The sequence below is a fragment of the Candidatus Nitrosocosmicus oleophilus genome, assembly GCF_000802205.1.
GTDB classification, from domain to species: domain Archaea; phylum Thermoproteota; class Nitrososphaeria; order Nitrososphaerales; family Nitrososphaeraceae; genus Nitrosocosmicus; species Nitrosocosmicus oleophilus.
In genome coordinates, this window is the sequence record NZ_CP012850.1 from 2,725,995 (window position 1) to 2,748,489 (window position 22,495).

20 protein-coding genes are annotated in these 22,495 nt (G+C 34.0%); 5 read left to right on the top strand and 15 right to left on the bottom strand.

Annotation, left to right across the window (positions count from 1 at the left end):
- Nucleotides 1-38: 38 nt before the first annotated feature.
- The 3 genes from NMY3_RS13105 to NMY3_RS13115 form a co-directional block, all read right to left on the bottom strand.
- Entirely contained in the window at nt 39-227 is a 189-nt protein-coding gene (locus NMY3_RS13105; RefSeq protein ID WP_196816284.1) for a DUF1059 domain-containing protein, read from the bottom strand.
- A gap of 1,061 nt (nt 228-1,288) precedes the next feature.
- Nucleotides 1,289-1,537, bottom strand: a complete 249-nt coding sequence (locus NMY3_RS13110) for a hypothetical protein (protein ID WP_196816285.1) — start codon at nt 1,535-1,537, stop codon at nt 1,289-1,291.
- 975 nt (nt 1,538-2,512) lie between these two features.
- Nucleotides 2,513-3,292, bottom strand: coding sequence for a hypothetical protein (locus NMY3_RS13115; RefSeq protein WP_196816286.1), 780 nt, complete (start codon nt 3,290-3,292; stop codon nt 2,513-2,515).
- Nucleotides 3,293-3,441: 149 nt separating this feature from the next.
- On the opposite strand from NMY3_RS13115, the gene NMY3_RS13120 reads away from it, so the two are divergent.
- A complete protein-coding gene (locus tag NMY3_RS13120; protein WP_196816287.1) occupies nt 3,442-5,352 on the top strand; it encodes a sensor histidine kinase in 1,911 nt (636 codons plus the stop codon).
- 736 nt (nt 5,353-6,088) lie between these two features.
- Here NMY3_RS13120 and NMY3_RS13125 read toward each other — a convergent pair.
- From NMY3_RS13125 to NMY3_RS13140, 4 genes are all read right to left on the bottom strand, one after another.
- Nucleotides 6,089-6,784, bottom strand: coding sequence for a DsbA family protein (locus NMY3_RS13125; protein WP_196816288.1), 696 nt, complete (start codon nt 6,782-6,784; stop codon nt 6,089-6,091).
- Nucleotides 6,785-6,952: 168 nt separating this feature from the next.
- Nucleotides 6,953-7,372, bottom strand: a complete 420-nt coding sequence (locus tag NMY3_RS13130) for a hypothetical protein (RefSeq protein WP_196816289.1) — start codon at nt 7,370-7,372, stop codon at nt 6,953-6,955.
- Between the two features lie 75 nt (nt 7,373-7,447).
- Nucleotides 7,448-9,076 (bottom strand): hypothetical protein, encoded by a 1,629-nt coding sequence (locus tag NMY3_RS13135; protein WP_196816290.1) that lies wholly within the window; start codon nt 9,074-9,076, stop codon nt 7,448-7,450.
- A complete protein-coding gene (locus NMY3_RS13140) occupies nt 9,076-9,732 on the bottom strand; it encodes a hypothetical protein (protein ID WP_231100073.1) in 657 nt (218 codons plus the stop codon). Before NMY3_RS13140 ends, NMY3_RS13135 begins: the two co-directional genes overlap by 1 nt.
- Nucleotides 9,733-9,986: 254 nt before the next feature.
- Between NMY3_RS13140 and NMY3_RS13145 the strand changes: the two genes are divergently transcribed.
- Both NMY3_RS13145 and cyoE read left to right on the top strand, forming a co-directional pair.
- The gene (locus NMY3_RS13145; RefSeq protein ID WP_196816292.1) at nt 9,987-10,301 is read left to right on the top strand and encodes a hypothetical protein; all 315 of its coding nucleotides are present in this window, start codon (nt 9,987-9,989) and stop codon (nt 10,299-10,301) included.
- 81 nt (nt 10,302-10,382) lie between these two features.
- On the top strand, nt 10,383-11,291 hold the full coding sequence (gene cyoE, locus NMY3_RS13150) for a heme o synthase (RefSeq protein ID WP_231100074.1): 909 nt from the start codon (nt 10,383-10,385) through the stop codon (nt 11,289-11,291).
- A gap of 38 nt (nt 11,292-11,329) precedes the next feature.
- On the opposite strand, the gene NMY3_RS13155 is transcribed toward cyoE, so the two are convergent.
- The 7 genes from NMY3_RS13155 to NMY3_RS13185 all read right to left on the bottom strand — a co-directional run bounded on the left by NMY3_RS13155 (nt 11,330) and on the right by NMY3_RS13185 (nt 18,992).
- The gene (locus NMY3_RS13155) at nt 11,330-11,563 is read right to left on the bottom strand and encodes a hypothetical protein (RefSeq protein ID WP_196816293.1); all 234 of its coding nucleotides are present in this window, start codon (nt 11,561-11,563) and stop codon (nt 11,330-11,332) included.
- A gap of 40 nt (nt 11,564-11,603) precedes the next feature.
- The gene (locus NMY3_RS13160; RefSeq protein WP_196818573.1) at nt 11,604-13,754 is read right to left on the bottom strand and encodes a CDC48 family AAA ATPase; all 2,151 of its coding nucleotides are present in this window, start codon (nt 13,752-13,754) and stop codon (nt 11,604-11,606) included.
- Nucleotides 13,755-13,835: 81 nt separating this feature from the next.
- Nucleotides 13,836-14,117 carry an elongation factor 1-beta gene (locus NMY3_RS13165; RefSeq protein ID WP_196816294.1) on the bottom strand — a complete coding sequence of 94 codons (282 nt, stop codon included), beginning with the start codon at nt 14,115-14,117 and terminating at the stop codon, nt 13,836-13,838.
- A 5-nt stretch (nt 14,118-14,122) separates the two neighbouring features.
- A complete protein-coding gene (locus NMY3_RS13170) occupies nt 14,123-14,302 on the bottom strand; it encodes a zinc finger domain-containing protein (protein WP_134482821.1) in 180 nt (59 codons plus the stop codon).
- Nucleotides 14,303-14,328: 26 nt separating this feature from the next.
- Nucleotides 14,329-15,519 carry an NAD(P)/FAD-dependent oxidoreductase gene (locus NMY3_RS13175; RefSeq protein ID WP_231100076.1) on the bottom strand — a complete coding sequence of 397 codons (1,191 nt, stop codon included), beginning with the start codon at nt 15,517-15,519 and terminating at the stop codon, nt 14,329-14,331.
- A 424-nt stretch (nt 15,520-15,943) separates the two neighbouring features.
- The gene (locus tag NMY3_RS13180) at nt 15,944-17,146 is read right to left on the bottom strand and encodes a phosphoglycerate kinase (RefSeq protein ID WP_196816295.1); all 1,203 of its coding nucleotides are present in this window, start codon (nt 17,144-17,146) and stop codon (nt 15,944-15,946) included.
- Nucleotides 17,147-18,476: 1,330 nt separating this feature from the next.
- Nucleotides 18,477-18,992 (bottom strand): 50S ribosomal protein L16, encoded by a 516-nt coding sequence (locus tag NMY3_RS13185; RefSeq protein ID WP_231100077.1) that lies wholly within the window; start codon nt 18,990-18,992, stop codon nt 18,477-18,479.
- 54 nt (nt 18,993-19,046) lie between these two features.
- Here NMY3_RS13185 and endA point away from each other — a divergent pair, with 54 nt between their 5' ends.
- A complete protein-coding gene (gene endA, locus NMY3_RS13190) occupies nt 19,047-19,739 on the top strand; it encodes a tRNA-intron lyase (RefSeq protein WP_196816296.1) in 693 nt (230 codons plus the stop codon).
- Between the two features lie 48 nt (nt 19,740-19,787).
- Entirely contained in the window at nt 19,788-20,165 is a 378-nt protein-coding gene (locus NMY3_RS13195) for a DUF6659 family protein (RefSeq protein WP_196816297.1), read from the top strand.
- Nucleotides 20,166-21,105: 940 nt separating this feature from the next.
- Here the strand turns inward: NMY3_RS13195 and NMY3_RS13200 are convergent.
- Nucleotides 21,106-22,458, bottom strand: coding sequence for a glycoside hydrolase (locus NMY3_RS13200; protein WP_231100078.1), 1,353 nt, complete (start codon nt 22,456-22,458; stop codon nt 21,106-21,108).
- Between the last annotated feature and the right edge of the window lie 37 nt (nt 22,459-22,495).

The window sequence follows — 22,495 nt, forward strand, 5'->3', positions numbered from 1 at the left end:
TCTTAAAATTCATAGATCAATAGTTCATGGGTGTTTTCTCAATTGTCTTCTACTTTCTGCATCTTACTTCTTATATTATCAATTAGTGATGGTGTGAAATCATTTGAATTTAGATTATGGTCTCTTTTTCCATGCTCCATAACTTTTTTTATTATTTCTGTATCATTATCTTCCACTACTACATAATCACAATCAAATCCTACATCACGGCATTTGAAACTTAGCATTCGTTAACTTAGGAAACGCATTTAAAATGTTTATGGTTTAATCATGATTAACATCATATAAACAAAACTTAAATTAACTCAAATAGACCAGAAAACTAAATTCCACTATATTTTTGAAATCCCTTTCCTTGTCTTTTCGCCCAATTTTATGAATGATCAAACAATCAAAGAAATAGATAGAAAATATTGCAATAGTAACCAAAATTTATCCCAATTTTGTATTGGATACCTTTCGACCCTTTGAAGAAAAAATATAGTGTTCTCGTATCTAGTTAGTACGATTAAAAGCTAGTATGAATATGTATTTAGAATTTCAAGATTGCCCTTAATTGGACAAATTCTAATTCGGGTAGAAAATAGATGTAATAACTCAGTTGCATTTAGTATAGAAAACCAATTGTCATAGTGAAAAGTAAAGTAAGTGAAATTGACAAAGTTATTCTATTTAGGAAATTCTTTGGATCCTGTAGAAAATTCTCTAAACCAGAGATTTGAATATGAAAAATTATGTAATTTATGTAATTCCAAATGATAAGGACCATCGATGAGAATCAAATCCTAGGAACCTCTTAACCACACTAGACGCAGTGATATTGAAAATAATAGAGGAATGAATGAAAAAAGTTATTTTGGACAATTTGCAAATAGATAAACAAGATAAAAAAAATTAAGTAATGCACGGATGAAATTTAAAATGCTTTTAGGATTGGATATAAGTTGGATTTTCCTGACGCTAAAAGATAGCAAACTGAACCTGAATGTCTAAATGAAATGGAGAGACAGGGGTTCATAATCTTGAAATTCAGACTGCAACAACGTAAAGCGGTATTGGTATTGTTTATAGTGTGGAAGAAATGAGAATCAGCTGAATTAATAACAGTACTCAGTCAAAAGAGAAATAACATTTCTTGCGAACCAATTTTCATCCATTTGGCTGAGATCGACATTGGCAACACTTTAATCGTGATGCATTGTTTTCAGATCCAACTAGAGAAACTTCAAAAACACGATTTAGTACTTATTTTATGAAAAAAAACAAAAAAGATTTTAGTGATATGTGATTAGCAGCTACCCTTTGCCCAACCTACTTTATATCCTTTAGCATAGTCGCCAGATCCTGGTGAATATGATAAGCAATGGTCATGATCGTACCATCCATCTTTACAACCGGTAATCCATGCATGGGGTTTACCTGACTGGTTCTCACATTTAAATGATGCAGCATCTGCATTTTGAATCATTATCAATGGGGTCAGTGCCATTGATGCGACTGCTAATGCAATTACTAATGAACTTATTTTAGTATCCATCAGTTTTCTACTATGCACATGTTTATATAAACATATATCCAGTATTCCAGAAAAGGAACATTCATAGTCTTTTATCTCCAAATGACGTCAATTACAAATGTTTTTACTATATTATCATATGGCTGTTCCCCAAACAAAAATTAGTTTCACGGTACTGACATCATTTAACTAAAAGTACAGATTCCATTCATGTAATGAAAGAACATTTGATCGTTTAGCAGTTTTGACCTAGAAAATATCTTCATGTAAGTTATCAATTTCAAAATTAGCAAATAAAAAAAATAACACAGACAGATCATAGTTCATTTTCTGATACCGCAACCCTCATTGTTACATCTAGACAAGTTTGTTATTTGACCATATATATTGAAAACTGACTCATGACTAATATGTTCCAAAACTAGATTCTCAAAAAATAGTCCAAATCGTATAATGATACCTTATGGATTTTATTTACATTAAATGGAAAATTATATAAGAACTATACAATAACATTCGAATCAATAGTTTTTGTAATAGGTATTTTATTAACAATCACTTCAAATTCGAGAATCTTAATGAAAAGTAATTATGTTGTATGAAATTCGAATTCTCAGGGTGTGTTATAATTCCCGATTTCAAAGTCAATATTTTATGTATTATTTGTATATGGGATGCTCATGAAAGGTAACCTGTGATATCTAATCCAGAATTGCTAAATGGTTTCTGAATCAAGCTCCTAATTGGTCTGTGTTCATCCAGATAATAAATAAGAACATGATGGAGGCCATCATCAATCTTTAAGAAGAGCTTAACCATCTGAATCAAATATGTATGTCGTCTCATCGATGCGAAGTAATTGATGTAATGTAATCCTATTATGAGGACCCAATTATCAAATACCATTCCATATGAGTGGCCTGTCATTATACCCTTTCAATATTATTCTGGCTCTTAATTTTCGCAAGTTGGAGGAATAATTGGTTGCTCGGTTAGTCAATCATTCCTGCTATGAATGTTCAAATAAGAAATCCGGGTTAATACTGCAAATCCAAGCATCAGATATCCGATATTGAAGAAAAGATCGAACAGATGGTTATCTTGAGTAAACCCAAATAAATCATCAAATCCAAAAATTACATCTGCAAGGAAGAAGAAAAAACCACAGGCGGAAAAGAGTAACCAGGAGAGATAGCCCTTATTCAACGAAATCTCCTTTTCTCTAAAGTAGTATAGAACACCGCTTATAAGAATAAGCAAATCAAAGATAGGGTAAGCAAAAACAAGCATAAAGTCGAGATAACTCCCGCTTAGGGAATACACATTGAAAATGAAAACAGAGACATATAATACATAAAAAGCTATGAGGGAAAATGTGACTAGTAAGCTAATAAAGATGCTTAGCTCAATTTTATATGTCTTATTTAAACTCCACAGTAACAAAACAAAAAAAACATACCCCGCAAGATAAAATATATCTGCAATAGAAGGATAAGGGTCAGTGTTTAGAACACCACTATAGAACCCATACATTGCTTCCGCTGAAAACCAACTTAGAAATGACAACAACAGAAACAATTGCACCCTGTCCATGTGGAGTATTGTATTTCCTGTTCTATGAATCAGGAAGAAAATTAAGTATACTACAATTCCGCTGGATATTATATTTGGAATGTTATAATAACCAAGATAAGACTCTGCAAAATAAAAAAGGAAGGATATTATTCCGAAGGCAACAATTACCAAAATAAGAGATTTTAAAGATAAACTAAACATGAAATGAAAGGTCAGAGATCATATTAATGATAAGTTACATATTACTTTTTATCAGACAATAGTAATTGAAAAAATGTCCGTTTAGAAATCTATTTAATATTTCTAGTGCTATTTGGATTTGAATTAACACGAAAGTAGCAACTAATATTTTGATTTTAATTATACCATTAATCATAGGATCGATAGTAATTACCTCCATCATTTCACTCCAAAATATCTCTGGAGTTCGAGCAAAATTTTATGATATTTATGAATTGTCTGGAATCCAACTCATGAACAAACTCTCAGTTGAGGTAAATGAGATTGCTAAAGATCTTAACAGTTTGGCTACCCACCCTGTATTAGCAAATTCTACCGCCCCATTAAATGACCAAATCAATTTACTTCAAAGACACCTTAATTTTAGTAACTCGGAATATCTAGCAGTATCTGTTTATGATAGAAATGGGACTGCGATCATTGATACATCAGACAAATCTCCAGATGGAAATGCCTTGCAGGAAGAATTTTTTAAACAAGCATTGGCAGGAGGAACGTATTTTGATAAGAATCCAGATGAAATCGCATTCAATCAAACCGGTTTCCATTTTTCAGCTCCCATTTATGATGCTAACAAGGTCATAAAAAGTATAATGGATCTTGAAGTTTCAATAAGTTTTATTGACAACATAGTCAATAACACCCTCTTTCAAAATGATATCGAAAATGGCTCGTTGAACTTTACTTCAAGATTAATTCATAGTGACGGCTCAGTAATTTATGCTGCAAGCCAAGAAAATGGGTCCCATGATCAGAATGGCCAACCTGATATGAAAGTCCCTCTTCCAGGAGCTCCGATCACCGAGTATGATAAAAGAAAGTCACAAGACTCTGTCGTGATTGTGGTCCCTGAATCTGAGAACGCAGATGGATATCGATCTGACGGGAATTGGACACTCCTCCTTGAGGGAAATTTGGCCCCAATAATGAGTGATTATAACAAAACAGTAAATGGTTTTCTAATTTCTTCAACGGTGATTTTGTTAATCGCGATAGTAGTTACTATCATTGCTGTAAAGAAAATCATATCTCCAATTACTTATTTGAAGAATTCGGCCTTAGAATTAAGTAAGGGCAATTTTGGGAAGGAAATAGTGGTTGGCGGATCAAATGAGGTAAAAGATCTTTCTATTAGCCTTGAGGCTATGAGAAGAAATATGGAGAATTCTAAAAAGAATTTGATTCGTAAAGTTAGAGAAAGGACAAAAGATCTTGAACGGGCTAATGAAGAATTAAGAACCAAGGAAATTCAAGTTAACTCAATTAATAACGAATTAAAGATATCAAATAGAGCTAGGGAAGAATTTCTTTCAATGGTAATTCAAGAACTCAAGAACCCTATCACTCCCATGAAGCATTATATCGAAATGATGCAAAAAGAAAATAAATCAGATGCAGACGATTTCAATAGAAAAGCACTCATTATTATTAGTAGAAACATATCGAAGCTAGAGACCATTATAGATGACTTTTTTGCATTGTATAAGTTAGAATTGAATAGTTTTCCCATCAACAATGAGGTTACCAATATTGTAGATTTGGTTAAGAAAAACATCTTAAGATTATCCCCCCTAATGGAAGACAAAAACATCAGGCTTAATCCGATAGTTAATGCCAGTGGTAGTGTATTATGCGACCCAGTGAGAGTTAATCAAGTATTGTTCCACCTTGTAAATAATGCAGTTAATCACGTCCCTGAACAAGGTGGGGAAATTACCATTCGAGTCGATGAAGAAGCCGAAATTCCTAGTAAAATGAGCAATTATGATAATGTCAACAAACATCACAAATCAATCATATTTACAGTTGAAGACAATGGCATTTGGATACAACCAGAAAATACGGAAGGACTACCAAACAAATTATGCCAAATAGATTCGAGTCTGGTAAGAAAAATTGGGGGGACCGGGTTGGGGTTGATAATATGTAAAGTTATTATAGAATCCCAGGGAGGCAAAATTTGGATCGATTTGTCTTATCGCGATGGAGCTTCATTCAAGTTTACCCTTGATGCGGTTTGATCAAAGGGAGTATCTATATGAAAAGTATGAATAACTCCTTGTTGATAATGAAGTGTCCTTAAGTAGTGATGATAAAGATATTACCTAAACTTAAAGGGTTTTTTAGAATATGAAAATACTATATGCAATACAATGAATGAAAGTTGGTTTGGAAATTCAAAGACGAAAATCAAAAATTAGAATTGTTTGGATTGATATGGTCATTCAGAGCTATACTGATATTAAGGACTTAATGAATGCAAAAGACCGCGAATTGTAAATCAGAATACGGTAATTTTGGCAGCATAAGTCTTCAAATCCGAACAGATTGTTGAATTATTGAATTAGAATCAAGTATTTTGATAAAGCCACTTCCATTTGACAAATCAGAAAATATGAAATGAAATTAAGTGAAAAGGCAACGTATGTCATAATCTTGCGTTGAAATGGAGGCCCTTTCTTTAAGATATGAACGTGATTTAGTTGCACTTGGCTACAATGATGAATGTTTTTGCTCGGTGATATTACTTAACTAGGATATTAAAAGTATCAGCTTTATTTTTCGCATCTATTTCTAAATCATGATTATTTTTTATCTCTATCCCTAGTGTTAGCCATTACTATCAATTAGTAGAATGGTATGTTCAGGAACTAAAAATGGTATATGGATTTATACATGAATTTCCATCTTTTTAATCCTGCATTGCATCTAAAAAATGGGCCTGTAAGCAAGATTCATTAAGACAAGAAAAAAAAATTAAAGGGTATTATTCAAAAATTGAGCAATTACATCGTCAAAGACTTTGATTGGCTGAGCACCCTCCAACGCCGCTATTTTTGTTGAATTATCCTTGAGAATAAGGAAGGTAGGAGTACTTCCCAGTCCGAGACCTTTAGCAAACATATCATTTTGTGCCACAAGCTGGTTGAATTTATGTGAATTCAAGCACTCTGTGAATTGAGAAATGTTGGGCATGTGTACATTTTTGGCAAATCCTACTAGGCTGTCAATACTAATCCAACCAGTGTTTTCCCCTCTTGAGTTTCTATAAACTTCATCATGATAATCCCAATACTTGTTCTGTTCAGCTGCACAATAAGAGGCCTCTGCACCAAGTGTAGATAGTTTATCTTTGGGTAAGTCGTTGATTACCAGATCTTTAAAGCCAAATCTCACTATGCCTGTATCAACGTATTTCGAAACTAGCTGATCCTTAGTTTCTTGATTGAATCTAGCACAAAATGGACATTGATAATCACCAAACTCAATAATATTTAGGGTTGCATTGTCATTGCCAATTGCTTCAGCACCTGGAATAACAGGGGCAGTTAGATTTGAAATCAATTGTTGGGTATCAGCAGGGTTAGAAGAGGACGATTTATTCTTGCCTCCAAAATTAGAAAATGCTGTAATTGAGCCTCCGATTAAAAGTGCCCCGAACAGAACTGCCATAATTAGTAGCTTGCGATAATTAGTTTTATTACCGCGAGGTTTCCTATTTCTATGCTTCAAGTTAGAACAATTATTGAAAAACCAATCGGTTATTTAAAATAAATATATAGAAAATACAAATGACTACATCTGTGTTCATAAAGTTAAAATAAGAAAAACATTCCTACATTAATTGATTTTTGATTTGATTAGCTCAAATGCTTTTTCGGCCCGATCTTTTTTGGGTAATTGAACGAAAAAAATATTACTGCTTTTAGATTCATGAGGAGCAATACCTAACATTCCAGCCGTTGAAAGGAATCTAAAAAAATCGATACTTTCATTTGCGAATAGTAAGAAATCAAATTCAAGATCTGCATTAATAAAATTTATGTTCAAATTTACAAAGACATGGTGTCCATCATCATAAATATTTAAGTTAGTATCGATCAAGCTAGGTTTGCCGTATGATTTACTAACAATATTTTCGAATTGAACATTTTCGAGGAGTAAGCAAGGAACCTTAGTCCCATTATAGTCGATTATCGAAAAACCCAGCTTATGAACATTGGCTAGGAAATCTTCAAGGGAATTCAAGTTTTTCTTCAAGTTTACATAACAACTTGAAAATTATTAAAATATAAACTAGATCATTGTGAGATACTGAGGATTAGTATTTACTAGTCAGCAGATTTGAATTGACTTTGCGAGTAATATTGCCTTTTGTGGATCCTCTGATTTGATTTCGTTACTATCGTATTTTTTGCTAAAGTAGAGCAAATCAGCTAATTTCCATTTATCAATTGTTACTAGAGTAGTACCATTTCTTTTTATGTTTGTAATATTGGTAGTCAAAATTACCAATTTATCAACTACTGAATTCTTTTTAGTGCTCTTAACAATCTTGTCAAAGTTTTTGTTTTTATCAGAATCGACTGCAATCGATATACCAACCTTTTTTCCCATTTGATCGTTATATATTGCATCTAAATAATCGGTTTCGATCTTTTCTTCATATTTTTTTACAGTTCCCAATTCATCAAAATAACTAATTAAATTTCTGACGGCGTCTTTTACATTCGATTCTACAATATCTTTATCAACTGATATTTTTCTCATTTTAATAAAATCCGATATCGGTATTCCCATGATACTTCCTCTCAAACGCAACCCGGGATAGACTTTTTTGATCGTCTCTTCTATTGATTGCTCATCTATATTTGAAGAATTCTTCTTTACAGACATTTCAAAGGCATGGTACAAGACATTTAAGATGGATCTAATGTTCCGAAAATCTGGAAATTCATCGTAAATTATTTTTATTTTTGATGAAAGATCTTTCCTTTCTGATGATGAAAGTTCACTGTTATAATGCAGCACATATTGAAGAACAATGCTATTTATTTCATCGAAGGAATTGGATCCTGCTAAATCAATTTTATAATTTGCCTTTTCAAGACGATCGAAAAGTGATGGATTGATCTTTGAAATATCTGCATACAAGGAAGGGGTAGTCACTATCATAAACAACGCATACGGAACGTGAGAATTAATTAATCCCTTCAGATAATCCAAGGAATTTATGTTGGTGTCAAACTCATCAATCTGAAAAATGGTAATTTTTTTGAACAGTTTATAGTTGATCATTGCCAAGTTGGTTAAGACCATTGTAAGATTTTCAAATGTTTTTAAATCGGAATAGTTTAATGTTCCTGTCTTTATGATTTCAGTAATTAGATGTGTCTCTATTTTGGTAAAATCACTTGACATTAATTCAAATAAATGTTCGTAAGATATTTTTATTTTTTTTTCACCCATTTGTTCTATCTTGTCAGATATTGAGTTCCCATTGAGTGAATCAAAAAATCCGTATTTGACTATCTTCTTTACTAACTTTGGATTCTGTACATAACTGTCTTTTATGTAATCAATTAGCTTTATCTTTATAGAGTCATAGTATTCTTTTCCAAATCCCCTTACAATAGAATGAAAGAAATTATCAATCTCTCTGGGTTGAACTTGAGTTAAGTCGACGTATGAAATAATTGATTTATCATTGATTTCAGGTAAAGTCCTCATATGCAGCGTTAAATGTGTTTTACCTGATCCCACATCCTGGATTACAGAAACTATCTTGAAAAGATCTTCATTTAGAGGCTCCGTATTATTTAATTTCAAGTTCAATTCGTCCAAGCAATCCTTAATTGAATTTAATGCTGCGATGTGCCTTTTCCCCCCAAGTATATTGGCATTGGATAGAGTGGGTGTGGGACTACTAGGAAAAGGATTGACGGTTACATTATATGGTGCCATCAAATGCACCTCACAAATCCATGGACTATTCCTCTTAACACTACCCCTTCATAACCTCCAGATGATAATTCATATTTTTCTGGATACAACTCAATGAGTTCACTTACAAGGGTGTAGAATTCATTACTGGAAAGATCGCATGATTCACACAGCTCATCCTTAACCGAAGACAGTTCTACCCAGCCAATTGAAGTTGAACGATTTACTATTGCTCTATCAAAGTGTTCTTTGAATGTATCAATAGATATTTGATTATTATCATAATCAATGTTACTGGAATCAACTTTTATGTTATTTATTTTATCCTCGATTCTATTGAAGGAATTCTTAACTTCTACTAATTCGCAGTCAATTTTTTCTACATATTTAAATATGCTATCAGAGTAGTTGTTTAGTTTCTGCTGAATACCTATTATAGAATCGTATAGATATTTGAATTTTATATCTGATAAGAGTAGGTGATCAAGGTAATACTCCTTAGCCCAGCAATATACATATGTTCCTTTTTTAGATATGCATATTTTATCCTGTGATGCTAGTTCATTTAAGGTATTCTCAAAATTATCCTCAGGATATTTTTTTTTTAATTCAGATTTCTTGACTCCTGTAGATCCAAAAGAATTAATATCATTATAGATCATATCAAAATCGGACATACTAGCAAAATAAAAAAATAAGTTAAAAAAAAGATAGTGAATAAAAAATAATTAGGCTGTAAAAAAAAATAAACAAATATAAGAATTAATTCATATGATTGAGATCCATGGGAATGATGATACATTTGTCTGATAAAATAATGATGAGAGCACTAGGGTATCTGACCTAAATCACAAATATTAGGACCGTTCGATGTTCGATTTGTTATATATACATTAATAAATATTCTTCTGACAATAATTGTACAGCTAAGTTGTTCGACAATGATAAGAGGTATGAAGATATCGTCGGTATAGATGAAATAACCAAAAGAACTAATAGATTACTTGATGAATTTAAGGAGAATTATTTAAAGAACAATAAAAATGATTTTATCAATGACGCAATAACAAATATGGTTGTTTGTTGCAAAACATATGAAAAAATTTTTGCAGGCTTCATAATTGTATCTCAAAGAAATAATATGCCTCAAGAATTGATAGAAGGATTTGTAAAATGGTCTACCGGTCAACTAGAAGACCTCAAGGAAAAAATCCAAGAAATTGATAAAAAAAGAGATATGCGATAATTGTGCCCTATATTCAATTTATTTGTGCATCGAATGAGTTAAATTCAGGATTGGAGTCTTTAATATTGAAAACCTGTGTCATTGAGTGGTCGAGTAGAATCTTCTGCGATTAAAGATTATATCGAGGTTTCAAAGCCGCGAATTGTAATTGTACTTGTCATTACTGCGGTAACTTCTATGCTTGCAGCGACTAGATTCGACGGTACACCAAACACAGCATGGGATATTTCTGGATGGAAATTATTGTTTTTAATTATTAGTGGATCCCTTTCTTCAATGGGAGCAAGCGCAATAAATCAATTTTATGATAAGAATATCGACAATTTGATGGGAAGAACAGCCAAGAGGCCTATTCCATCAGGCAGATTGAGGGCAAATAATGTATTGATATATGGTTTGGCTCTGTGTGTGATATCAGTCGTCCTCGCATGGTTCACATTAAATCCAATGGCAACTTTTATGATAGGGCTCGGAATTTTTTTCTACGTAGTTATTTACACATTACTTCTTAAGAGAAGGACTGTCTGGAATATCGTAATTGGAGGATTCGCAGGAAGTGCAGCTGCCATGGCAGGTTGGGCAACGACCACAAATAGTATAGATGTTTTAGGATTTTTGGTAGGATGGATTGTATTTATGTGGACACCTCCTCATTTCTGGTGCTTGGCCATCAAACAAAGAGAAGAATATTCAAAAGCTAAAGTACCCATGCTTCCGGTTATATATGGTAACCAAGTAACGGCTAAATATATTTTCATAAACTCTTTGATATTAATTCCCTATTCACTTTCATTGTATTTTTTTGGATTAGGAGTTTTATATTTAGGTGTAGCAGCAGTGTCTGGATCACTAATGACATTGTACCATTACAAACTTTTAAAGAATCCAACTCCAGAATTAGCATGGAAGGCATACAAGGTAACAGCACCCTATCTAGTAATAATTTTTGTCGCAATAGCCCTTGACTCATTATGGTACTTTAGATTTTAGCCAGATTCGAACCCTTGGAGAATAGCTCAGCTAAATATTTATTCGGTTAATTCGATTCTCTTTTTATCCTTTGTCAACCAACTGACCCTAATAAGACCATAAATTTCCAGGTCCAATAATACTTTGTTGAATTCGTCTTCTAATACACTAACACCATCCTTAGACAGAGAATTAAGCAAATCTTGGTCGGTAGTAGCACCTAGCTGTTTAATCTTTTCAAATATAATATTTCGTATAGGATAGTTCACAATATCATTTTTAACTTGGAGCATATTATAGGTTTAGAAATAAAATATTTTTCTCTAAATCTAATTAACCATAAAATATCTTATCATGAAATTTTGGAATTGCAGTAGTCAATTTTTTTTCTATTGATGAATACCAGTTATGTATGTCATTTGTTATTGATGGTTTTACAGTGTTTAGTGCCTCTTCGAAATCGACATTAAAAATCATCTCCGAATTCTTGTGAATTGCATTAATTGCAGCAAATCTACAAAGGGCCACTAGATCTGCTCCACTAAATCCTTTGGTTAGCGACGATATCTTCTTCAAATCTACGTCAGAAGATATGGGCATAGCAGTGGTAATTTTCAACAAGATATCGTTCCGAGAAATCTCATCCGGTGGGTTGACAAATATTATGAGGTCAAATCTTCCTGGTCTCAGTAGCGAGGTATCCAAGAGATCTGGTCTGCTAGTTATCCCAATTACTATTACTCCAAAGTTACCAGAATCATCCATTTCAGACAAGATTTGAGATAAAACTCTTTCATTTCCTGAAACATCATCAGAGGTACGTGGTCTACCAAGAGAATCCAACTCATCGAAAACAACTATGCACGGAGAAGAGGATCGAGCTTTTCTAAATATTTCTCTTATGGCCTTTTCTGATTCTCCTACCCATTTTGATAACACTTCTGGTCCTCGAACAAAAATGATATTCATGGATCCTTCATTCGCAAAGGACTTGGCTAGTAGGGTCTTTCCGCATCCAGATGGACCAAAAATTAACGCCCCTTTAGCTGGCTTTATTCCCATCTTCAAAAATTTTTCAGGAGAGATGATTGGATATAACAGGTTTTCCCTTAGCAAGCTTTTCTCCTTAACTAGACCCCCAACCTCATCCCAAGTTATGTTTGTTGGTTCAACATAGAATTCCCTTAATGCGGTTGGTATGATTTCTTTCATAGCGTTGATAAAATCTTGTTGATTAATTCTTATGCTGTTTAAAATTTCAGAAGGTACTTGATTTTGATTCTCTAAATCAAAATCGGTTAGTGTTCTTCTTATAGATTTCATTGCAGCTTCCCGGGAGAGAGCCTTTATGTCCGCACCTGTATATCCATTTAATAATTTGGCCAAGTCTCTGAGTTCAATGTCTGAATCAAGCGGCATCTCATGGGTGTGGATTTTTAATATTTCGAATCTTCCATCCACATTATGAATCCCTATTTCTATTTCACGATCAAACCGGCCCGGTCTTCTTAAAGCTGGATCCAAACTATCGGGCCTATTTGTAGCACCTAATACAACCACATTTCCTCTATCAGACATTCCATCCATTAGAGCCAATAATTGCGCTACAACCCTTTTTTCTACATCCCCAAATGTATCCTCTCTTTTAGGTGCAATAGCATCAATTTCATCGATGAAAATAATGCTAGGAGCAGATTCTTTGGCTTTTTGAAAAATCTCTCTTAGTTTGCTTTCAGTTTCGCCATAATACTTGTTCACAATTTCGGGTCCATTAATGATATAAAAATTTGCCTTTGATTCAGCTGCCAACGCTTTGGCAATGAGAGTTTTTCCGCATCCAGGAGGACCAAAAAGGAGAATACCTTTATGAGGTTCGATTCCGATTTTTGAAAATACTTCTGGATGCCTGAGTGGAAGTTCTACTATTTCCCTCAAACGTGTGATTTGATTTTTCAGGCCCCCGATTTGCTCGTACGTAACGTGGTAGCTATCGTGGTAGAGTTTTTCGATTCCAGTTTTGATTACTATTTTGGTAAACTTAGTAATTTTTACCACCTCTCTGGGGATTGAACTAGAGACTTTAAACTCCAAAGATGTCCCTAAAAAATTTAGGGTGAATTGTTCACCTTTTGTTACTGGATATCCTTCAAATCGATTATTTAGATATAAATTAAACTCATCGGAAAAATTCTTGGAAGTATTGCATGACAATACTATTCTTTCAGCAGGTCTAGGGTCAGTCTTTTTAACCAACACGTAATCATTAAGGCTAATACCTGCATTTTGTCGAGTCTGGCCATCAATATGAATCCAGCCGTTTTTTTTATTCTTATCCTCAAAACCAAAAACAGATACGGTAGTTATTTTCTTCCCGGCAATTTCTATTACATCACCGTCAGTAACGCCCAATTTCTCCATTGAAATACGATCTAGGATCGCTTTTTTCTTTCCTACATCCTTAATTCGGCACTCTGCAACCTTCATCTTAATAGTTGTTGCCTTGTGGGAACCAGTGAGAGATTTATCTTTTTTTTTCAAATCTAACCGGATGCTAATTATTAGATATTATTTCATCTTTACAGACTGTCTGCTAATATTGATGACTTGTATTTCTCCAGCACCTTCAACTTTTTTTATGGATTCTTCTAGCTTTTCCATTTCTCCCTCGGCATCATCTAATAAGAAATCTCCCACAAGCGCATTTAAGCCAAATGCTATCGGCTCTTTAGCGTGTGCCTTCAATTCCATTCCCTCAGGAACATTTGATTTTAGAACATTTGCTAACGATTCCATATCAGTTTCTGAATCTGCTGGAAGAATTTTGATCCGTGCAACGAGTCTAGTCATATTAATTACGGTCCCTCGAATCCACACCCTACGCATTTATAAGGTCTGGCAAATTCTCTACAACTCTGACATCTCCAGATGATAACATACCCACAATTTGGACAATAAAACCTTACACATGCATCGTTAGGCATGATAGGTCTGTTGCAAGAGGTACAAACAGGTAATTGTAACTGCTTAGACATGTTATCTAAAGGCTTGCAAACCGCATTTATATCTTGCTTAAATCCTTAACTATTTTGCGATATTCATTTCCCATAAGAGTACGCATCAAATTTATGGTCATCCGAGTATTCATGAAACGTTTAAGAGCGGAAGAGTGGAAGTCAAAATCTCCTGTAGAAGAGATCTTTTCCAATGTGTTTTTTGATATGTCGGAAAATATTTTGTCCAAAGCCTTATTGTCTAAACGTTCAAGTATTCGTCTAAATAAGAGCAACCTATCAAACTCATTTCCAAATCGAGTCAACCAATTATTCTCATACTGGTCCAAATTCAAAGTATCACCGCCATCTAAAATAGATTCGGATATGGCACGACCAGCATAAATTCCTCCCATGCCTCCCGTATAAATTCCTCCGGCAGTTGTAGGTTTGGTCTGCCCTGCAGCATCTCCTACAACTACGGTTCTACCGTTAAAAAATGGCTTGACATATCCACTAATCCATATAGGGGCATAAATTTTTCTAATGATTGAATATGGTTTGCCCCGAGATTCCAGGAATTTTTCTATTGATAAATTTGGATTTATGTTTTTACCTGCTACACCTACCTTACCTTTTCCTTCACCAGTTGGAATAATCCAGGCAAAAAAGCCTGGGTATAGGTCTGAATCAAAAATTACTTCTATTGTGTCTTTCATTATCCATGGAGCATAAACTTCAAACTGGCCTGATGGGATTATGTTCCTTTTTCCTTTATTGACTAATGTTCCAACTCCACGAGCATCAACAAAAAATTTGCTACCGAATACTTTTCCCCCTTGGATCTTAATTTTGAACTGATTCTCTTCTAAACTAACGGAAACAATAGTACTCCTAGTGTTAATCTCAGCTCCATTTTTCTGAGCTTGAAGTGCTATCTCCTTATCAAAAGACCTTCTATCTATCACTATTACTCTTTGATTTTCAGAATTCATGTCAAATGAGCTATTCCGGGACCGAATTATGGCGCTCTTTATTTCATTATCTACTGTTTTTAATCTAGGTATAATTCCGAGACCTTCGAGCGCTTTTTGGCTGACAACTCCTCCACAATGTTCTGGGGTTCCAATTTCATGATCTTCTTCTAGGACTAGAACTTTAAGACCTCTAGACGACATTTCGCGGGCCGCCATTAGTCCAGAAACACTCCCACCTCCGACTATGGCATCGTAATAGTCTGCTATTAATGCTGAAGTCAAAATTAATGAATAATATTAACTTGACAATTATTTATTCTATAGAGTATCATTTATTCTATGGATTATTGATATCAAAAAAATGATTTACCAGTCATTTTACAATTTGAATTACAACTCAAATGAACATCAGAGTTGGACCTGATCTGAATGAATGAAAAACGAAGCCTTTTAGAATATGATCATTATCGTAAGAATTCTAGTCAAATTAGTTGATGTGAATGAAAAAGAATATCAACAGGGTACTTGACAAAAAAGATCAATTCGTCCATATCGTTCATATATTCAAAATTGTATGTTATTATCTTGATCAGTGATTACATTTAACAAAAAATGTAAACTCGATTTATCTTGATCGGATGCCATATGAAACTGAACTTGTAATGGTTTCCTGACCAGTGGGGTCTATCAGACTCGCTATATTTTATCAATTGCGTAAAATATCTATTCCAGGCATTTCATCTCCCGCTAAAAATCTCAGAGTAGCACCACCTCCAGTGGACACATGAGTTACTTCCTTCTCTGACACCCCAGATATCTTCATGGCCTCGAGGGTATCACCTCCTCCAATCAAAGTCTTAACCCCTCTCCAATATGCCAAAGCCATGCTTACAGCAACACTCTTTGTTCCGTTAGAAAATATTTCTTTTTCAAAATAACCCATTGGTCCATTCCAAAAAATTGTACCCAATCCATTATTATGAATTTCAAAACTAAACTTTTGAATTGTCTTATCCCCAATGTCAAATCCCTTCATATTTTTTGGAATATCCGCTTCTACAATATGGTATTGACTACTATTATCCGAAGTAGCCACCTTATGATCAATTGGTAGAATTATCTTGTCGCTATGATCCCCTAAAGCCTTAGTGGCCCATGGTAAATAGTTTTCTTCAATAAGAGAATCCCCAACAGAATAACCTTTTGCTTTAAGGAAGGTATACGAAGCAGCCCCACCTATGAGAACCTTATTAGCTTTGGGTAAAAGATGATTCAGAGCTCCAATTTTATCCTTGATCTTCACACCCCCGATTACCAGAGTAAAGGGGATTGAAGGATTTTCTCTCAATACGGATAAGTATTGTAACTCTTGGGTAAGATTAAAACCAGCAATCCTAGTGTCGAAATACTTCGCAGTTCCATAAGTAGAAGAGTGTTTCCTATGGGAAGTACTAAATGCATCGTTTACATAAATATCAGCGTAATTGGCAAGTTTTTCAGAAAAAACAGGATCATTCTTTTCCTCTTCAGAGTAAAATCTTAAATTCTCAAGTAATAACACATCACCATTTTTCAACCCGTTTATCAGGTCAATAGTATCCTTGCCTATACAATCATCAGAAAAAGTAACTCCGGCATTGAAGGAGGATAACATTTCACCCAGTTTTTTTGATACAGGTCGTAATGAATATCTCAAGTCCTTGCCAGAAGGTCTGTCTAGATGGGATGCCAGAATAACTTTGGCACCCCGTTTTACTAAATATTCTATAGTTGGAATCGCAGATCTTATTCTATAATCTTCACTAACAGCATTATCTTTAACCTTTACATTAAAATCAACCCGAACAAATATTCTCTTACTAAGATAAAACTGATCATCAAAATCTGTAATGAATTTTATCTGTCCCATAAAAGAGATAAAAATTATTGGTTATAAAATATTTGTTGTGAAATTTTGCTACAGAGCAAATAATTGAATCCATCAGTTCAAAAACATAACCAATTTCCTTCAAAATTAGAACTGCCTCCACGAAACGTCTTACAATCTATAGGTATTGCCTTGAGGTCATCGAACCTAAGGATGCATTCAAACCCTTAACCCTCCCCATCCCTAAGACACTGATCTATAGAAATACAGTGTTATTCGGGCAATAATACTAACCTAAATCCCGAAACACCTGTAATTTTTGGTATGAAATCGCTTTATGAAATATACATGGTAAAGCGTTATAGAGCCTTGATCGATAACACAATAGTGAACAACCGATTGAATCGATTAGAGATTAACAAATTCGAAATTATTCATATATCTAAGAAATAAAACCCCTAAGGCAATTCCGTCCTTTAAAAAGAGGAACATTGTAAGATCTTTAAGATGTATTTGATATCATGATATCATTCCTTTTGGGCATGATTAGAACTAAAGGACATTCATATCATATTTGCACTGGCGAGTCTAAAACTCAAATAAGCCAAAATAGTCAAGACGCTAGATTACTTATAGTATATATCCACAATGTCTTAAGTATAGCATTTTCCCGGCTAATATCCCTACTAATTATTTAATTGCAAAAGCGACACCATGTATACAAAAAAGTATACAAAGGTATACACATACTGTCGTAAATTTCCAATATATGTCTGTACATTTACGAATATGCTTATATAACATTAGTTCATGCCATCATCTAATGCATGGGTTGGCCCAGACTAAAATCTTACATCTCTAATTTAACTTCACAGATCTTTAGCATAACAGTAATGATATAAATATTTCCATAAAGGATGTATTGAAGTCCATAATTTACATATTTTATTCCTACTATTACTGTAAATCATAAAATTTGCGACTATATTGTGGTTTTATTCAAGTCCCATTAGAATTATCTTATGAAAATACTCAAAAGTTATAAACCAACACCCTTAGTCAAATAACCTAATTGACGTGTCTTTGTATATTGCTGCATAAAAAATATACTAGTGATGAATTTGACTTTGACAATAGAATTTACTCATCCAATTAGGTGGTGGTGGGTTGTCGTAGACAACCAAATTCATCAATTCATTGAGAACGAATAAATAATCTGGTTTCATGTCCAAATTCTTTAGAACCGGGCACAAATACAGACCACAACCAAATCAAAGTGAGGGTTCTGTCCCCTGTTATTGTTAGTAGACTAAAAGATTTAGGATCCTTGAGCTACTACTTTTGTGTGACTGAACAGACCCAAGTTCGGCCATCATTTGCCTTGGATTGTATCCTTCTTAATAGGAGTTATTTTAGTAATAGTTGGACACCCCACCTTACTTGAAGCTACTTTGAATGCCTTTTTGGCTAATTCCAGGTTTTCCTTCGTAACATGTGCTTCATAGATGGTTCTTCCTCGCTCAACTCGTGCAGCCAAGCCTGTGGCTTTACCAAATGCACGTCTCATACCCTCCTGAAGACGATCTGCACCAGCTGTAGCGATCATCTTATTTTCCCTTAAGATTACGTGCGGATAGACCCTTAGTCGTGAAAAAAAGCTCATATCGCCTGCTTGAGCCATTGTTTTATTGCCCGCGAGTCTTGCAGCTTCAAGAGAGTTATGACGAATTTGAATTCGTTCTGTAACAGTTAGTTCAACTAAATAATCATAATTTCCTTTTGCTTGGCCAGATGCAAACCTGGCAATCTTAATTTGAGGTTTACCTTTAATATACTCACGCCTTACATAAGGCATACCACGAATTTCTCTATAATTTACACCTTTCACAAATATTCCTCTCTTTAATAAATAAATGAGGCTGTTGGCTGTGATTTATTTGTTATGTCCTCAGGAAATAATTCTCACAATGACCCTACCGAATCCTCTCAAACCGGTGAACCCACAGATCTAGATTTGTCATCATTTCCTACAGAAAATTCCAATGATATGAAAACTAGTAACGAAGAGAATATTGATTCGAATTTCATGATAGAGGCAGTTCACCATGCGAAGGAAGGAAAAATAGTTGTTCCTGAGGCAAAACAGCAAGATCAATTACGGAACAAGGGGTTTGGAGAGATTTTTAATAAAGAATACGTTTTAAACAGTCTTGAAAGCTTATATTTACTTCAAAATAATAAAATTAAGATTTACAGAAGCAAAATAGAATATGATTTTTCTACATTTTTGAAGACATTGATCAAAAAAGACAAAAAGATCTTGACAAAATATCTGATTTTTAGGGATTTGAGAAGCAAAGGGTATGTAATCAAAGACGGCTTTGGATTCGGAACAGATTTTAGAATCTACGAAAGAGGAGAATACAATAAGAAAACATCAAAATACATATCTATTGGATTAAATGAGGGAACCAACATCAAAGCGTCGGAATTTGCCGATGCTATTGAACAGGTTGAAAATATGGGCAAGTCTGTTGTTATAGCGGTTGTAGAGCGGCGAGGTGAAGTAATATATTACAAGACTTCAAAGATGACTTTTTTTGACAACAAGAAATCAAAGAAATTGGTCACCTAAATAAAGATCTAAATATATATTCTCCTCACAAAAGTGATAGATATAGAAATGTCCAAGAAAAATGATCTTCAAGACCGATTGACTAAGGATATTTGCAATGATATATTTGCAATTGATAAAAACGTAAGGTTTGTTGGAATCGTAAATAGGGAAGGTGAAGTTATAGAAGGCGGATTCCGAAAAGGAATTGAGCCATTACTTGATCAAAACGAAGAACAGGATATGTATCTGCAGTCTCTCTCCAATATCAGCTTTTTTCAATCATTCTCAGCAAAATTTGGCCCGGTAGACTACTTATTGATTAGACAAAAGAAAATCACCATGATAACCATTCCATACAAGGCAGATATTTTGTGTATATCCGCTTCTTCTCAATCGGATATTGACCGTATTAGGGATGAAGCAATCAAAATAGTTTCACTTTAAGAGATATCCAGCGGTATAATAAACTATTAAATAAAGTATTATATCCACATACTAATGACTTAGATGGAAAAAGTAGTTTGCGAAATTTGTTTTTATAAAGGAAATAAAATGGAGTTTGAGGAAAGCAGTGATTACTGTATAGAATGTGTGTGTGATCATGCTATGTGTCCAAAGTGCAAGAAACCTTACCATGCGGCCATAATTACTGAGTAGCTTATGTACCAGAGCAGAACTTATGGTTAGACCTAAAGAATATATTCATAGAATGTAAATACAGACGTTACAAGACGATGATGAATAAGATAGTCCCCCTATTACATTGAATTAATTTCAATTAAAATGAAGAGAATAAACCGGACTTCCGAGTTTTGTGACATTTTCATGTAATGAAATGCCCCGAGTAAAATATTACTGTTAGATACGAGCATTTTGACAGCGATATGCGTTTGCCTTAAACTATTTGCAGAGAATATAGGCGAGTAATAGAATGGAAAAACTTAAAAAAAATCATCTCCATGTTTGTTACAGCCGTTTTACTGATTTTGATCCCCCTAGTTAGAAAAATTGTTTAGTAACAAAGTATAATAAGTTTTGAACTATAGTTAATTACTAACGAAATATTCAAATTATGTGTTAAATCAATATAATTTTTATAAAATGTGTTGTAATATTTATATAGCCTAAAAACCCAATTAAGGTAGATAATTAATGTTTAATGAAGATTCTTGCAGAAGGTGTGGTTTGGTGCTAACTGCAATGTGGAGATGTAATAATTGCTTAGAGACTTCTTCTTGGATTTGCAAAAATTGTAACTCCTCTATAGATCGCATACACTCTCATGGATTTGAAAGGTCCAATCAAGGATCAGATAAGATTCACCTCGAAATTTATTCCTCCTGACTCTCCTCAAAACTTATTCATTTAGGTGGGACAAAACCGTTCAATAATTAATAGACCGCATAAAGATTTCATGATTACCAGGAGTATAATCTTCCCAGGATACTGAAACAATATTGTCCACCGCATTAATTGTAATAGAAGGACATTCTGATATACCAGAATTCAAACTCAAATTATAGATTGTATATTCCCCGGTTTGATCATAGTCCCTCATAAACTGAAAGATCTCCTTATTGAATGTTGGTTCAGTACCTTCGCTATTATTAAATCCAGGTTCTATGAGACTGCCCTCAAATGAGGTGAATAATTTATCCTGATAAGCGAATGTATCTAAATTAGCCGCATCAAGGATTTGGTCCTCAGAAATAGGAATTTGATCGGTTGTAAAATTCTGACCACCATCAGAACTTTTTGCAGTAAACAGATTTCCTAATTTATTTACCGAGTCCCTCTGAACCCATGTTACGTATACATAATTATCAAAAGCGGACACTTGTGATTTACCGTTAGCGAAGCTATCTTCATAATCGAATCTAACTGGGCCGCTAAAACTTTTTCCAAGGTCTTCGCTCTTAATGAAATATATTCCAGGCTTATTGCCTGTTAACCCCTCTTGTTCTTGAATGACTCTGGGATGAAACCGATTATTTGCGTCTACATTCCAGGAAACATACACATTATGCTCATCTGCAAACACCTTTGGATAGGAATCTCTACTATAATCTGAAAGAATTTTCTCACTACCAAATGATTTACCCAGATTATCACTGACTCGCAGGGCAACAGAAGAGTGAGTAGAATTTGTTTGTTGCCAGACAACGAATACATGTTTATCATTTGAATAAACATCAACATTAGATGCATTGACATAATCGTTACTCAATAAATGACTTTCACCGAATGTCTTACCGCCGTTATCACTGGTTCGGAGGAATACTTGCTTATGACCATTGGAGTTGTCAACCCACGTCAAATAGACATTGTTTCCTGACGAGGAGATATGTGGATGTTCTGAAAACCCAGAATTATTGCTGATGTTAATGGTTTCACCACTTGAAATATTACCTAAATTAACGTTTTTAAAAAAAATATCGTAATTTCTATCCTGTAAATTTGATGCTTGTGTCTTAAAGTTTGAATCCTGCCATACAAGTGACAAGTTATTTTTATCAATGCTTTGAATCTGTCCATATACGGAATCGTTCTTGTTATTGCTGAGGTTATATAACTCAGAAAATCCAGAGTCATCAGTTTGATTTACTACTTTGGAGAAAACAAGAATACTTTTGTCGTTGTTTGAGTAGAGGATAATATTAGATAAGGGAATTATGAGCAGAAATATGAATATCGTCATTATGCTTTTAACTGGTGTACTAACCATGATTTTTGTCAATAATGGTACTTCATGGATTATTTTATATATTTTACTT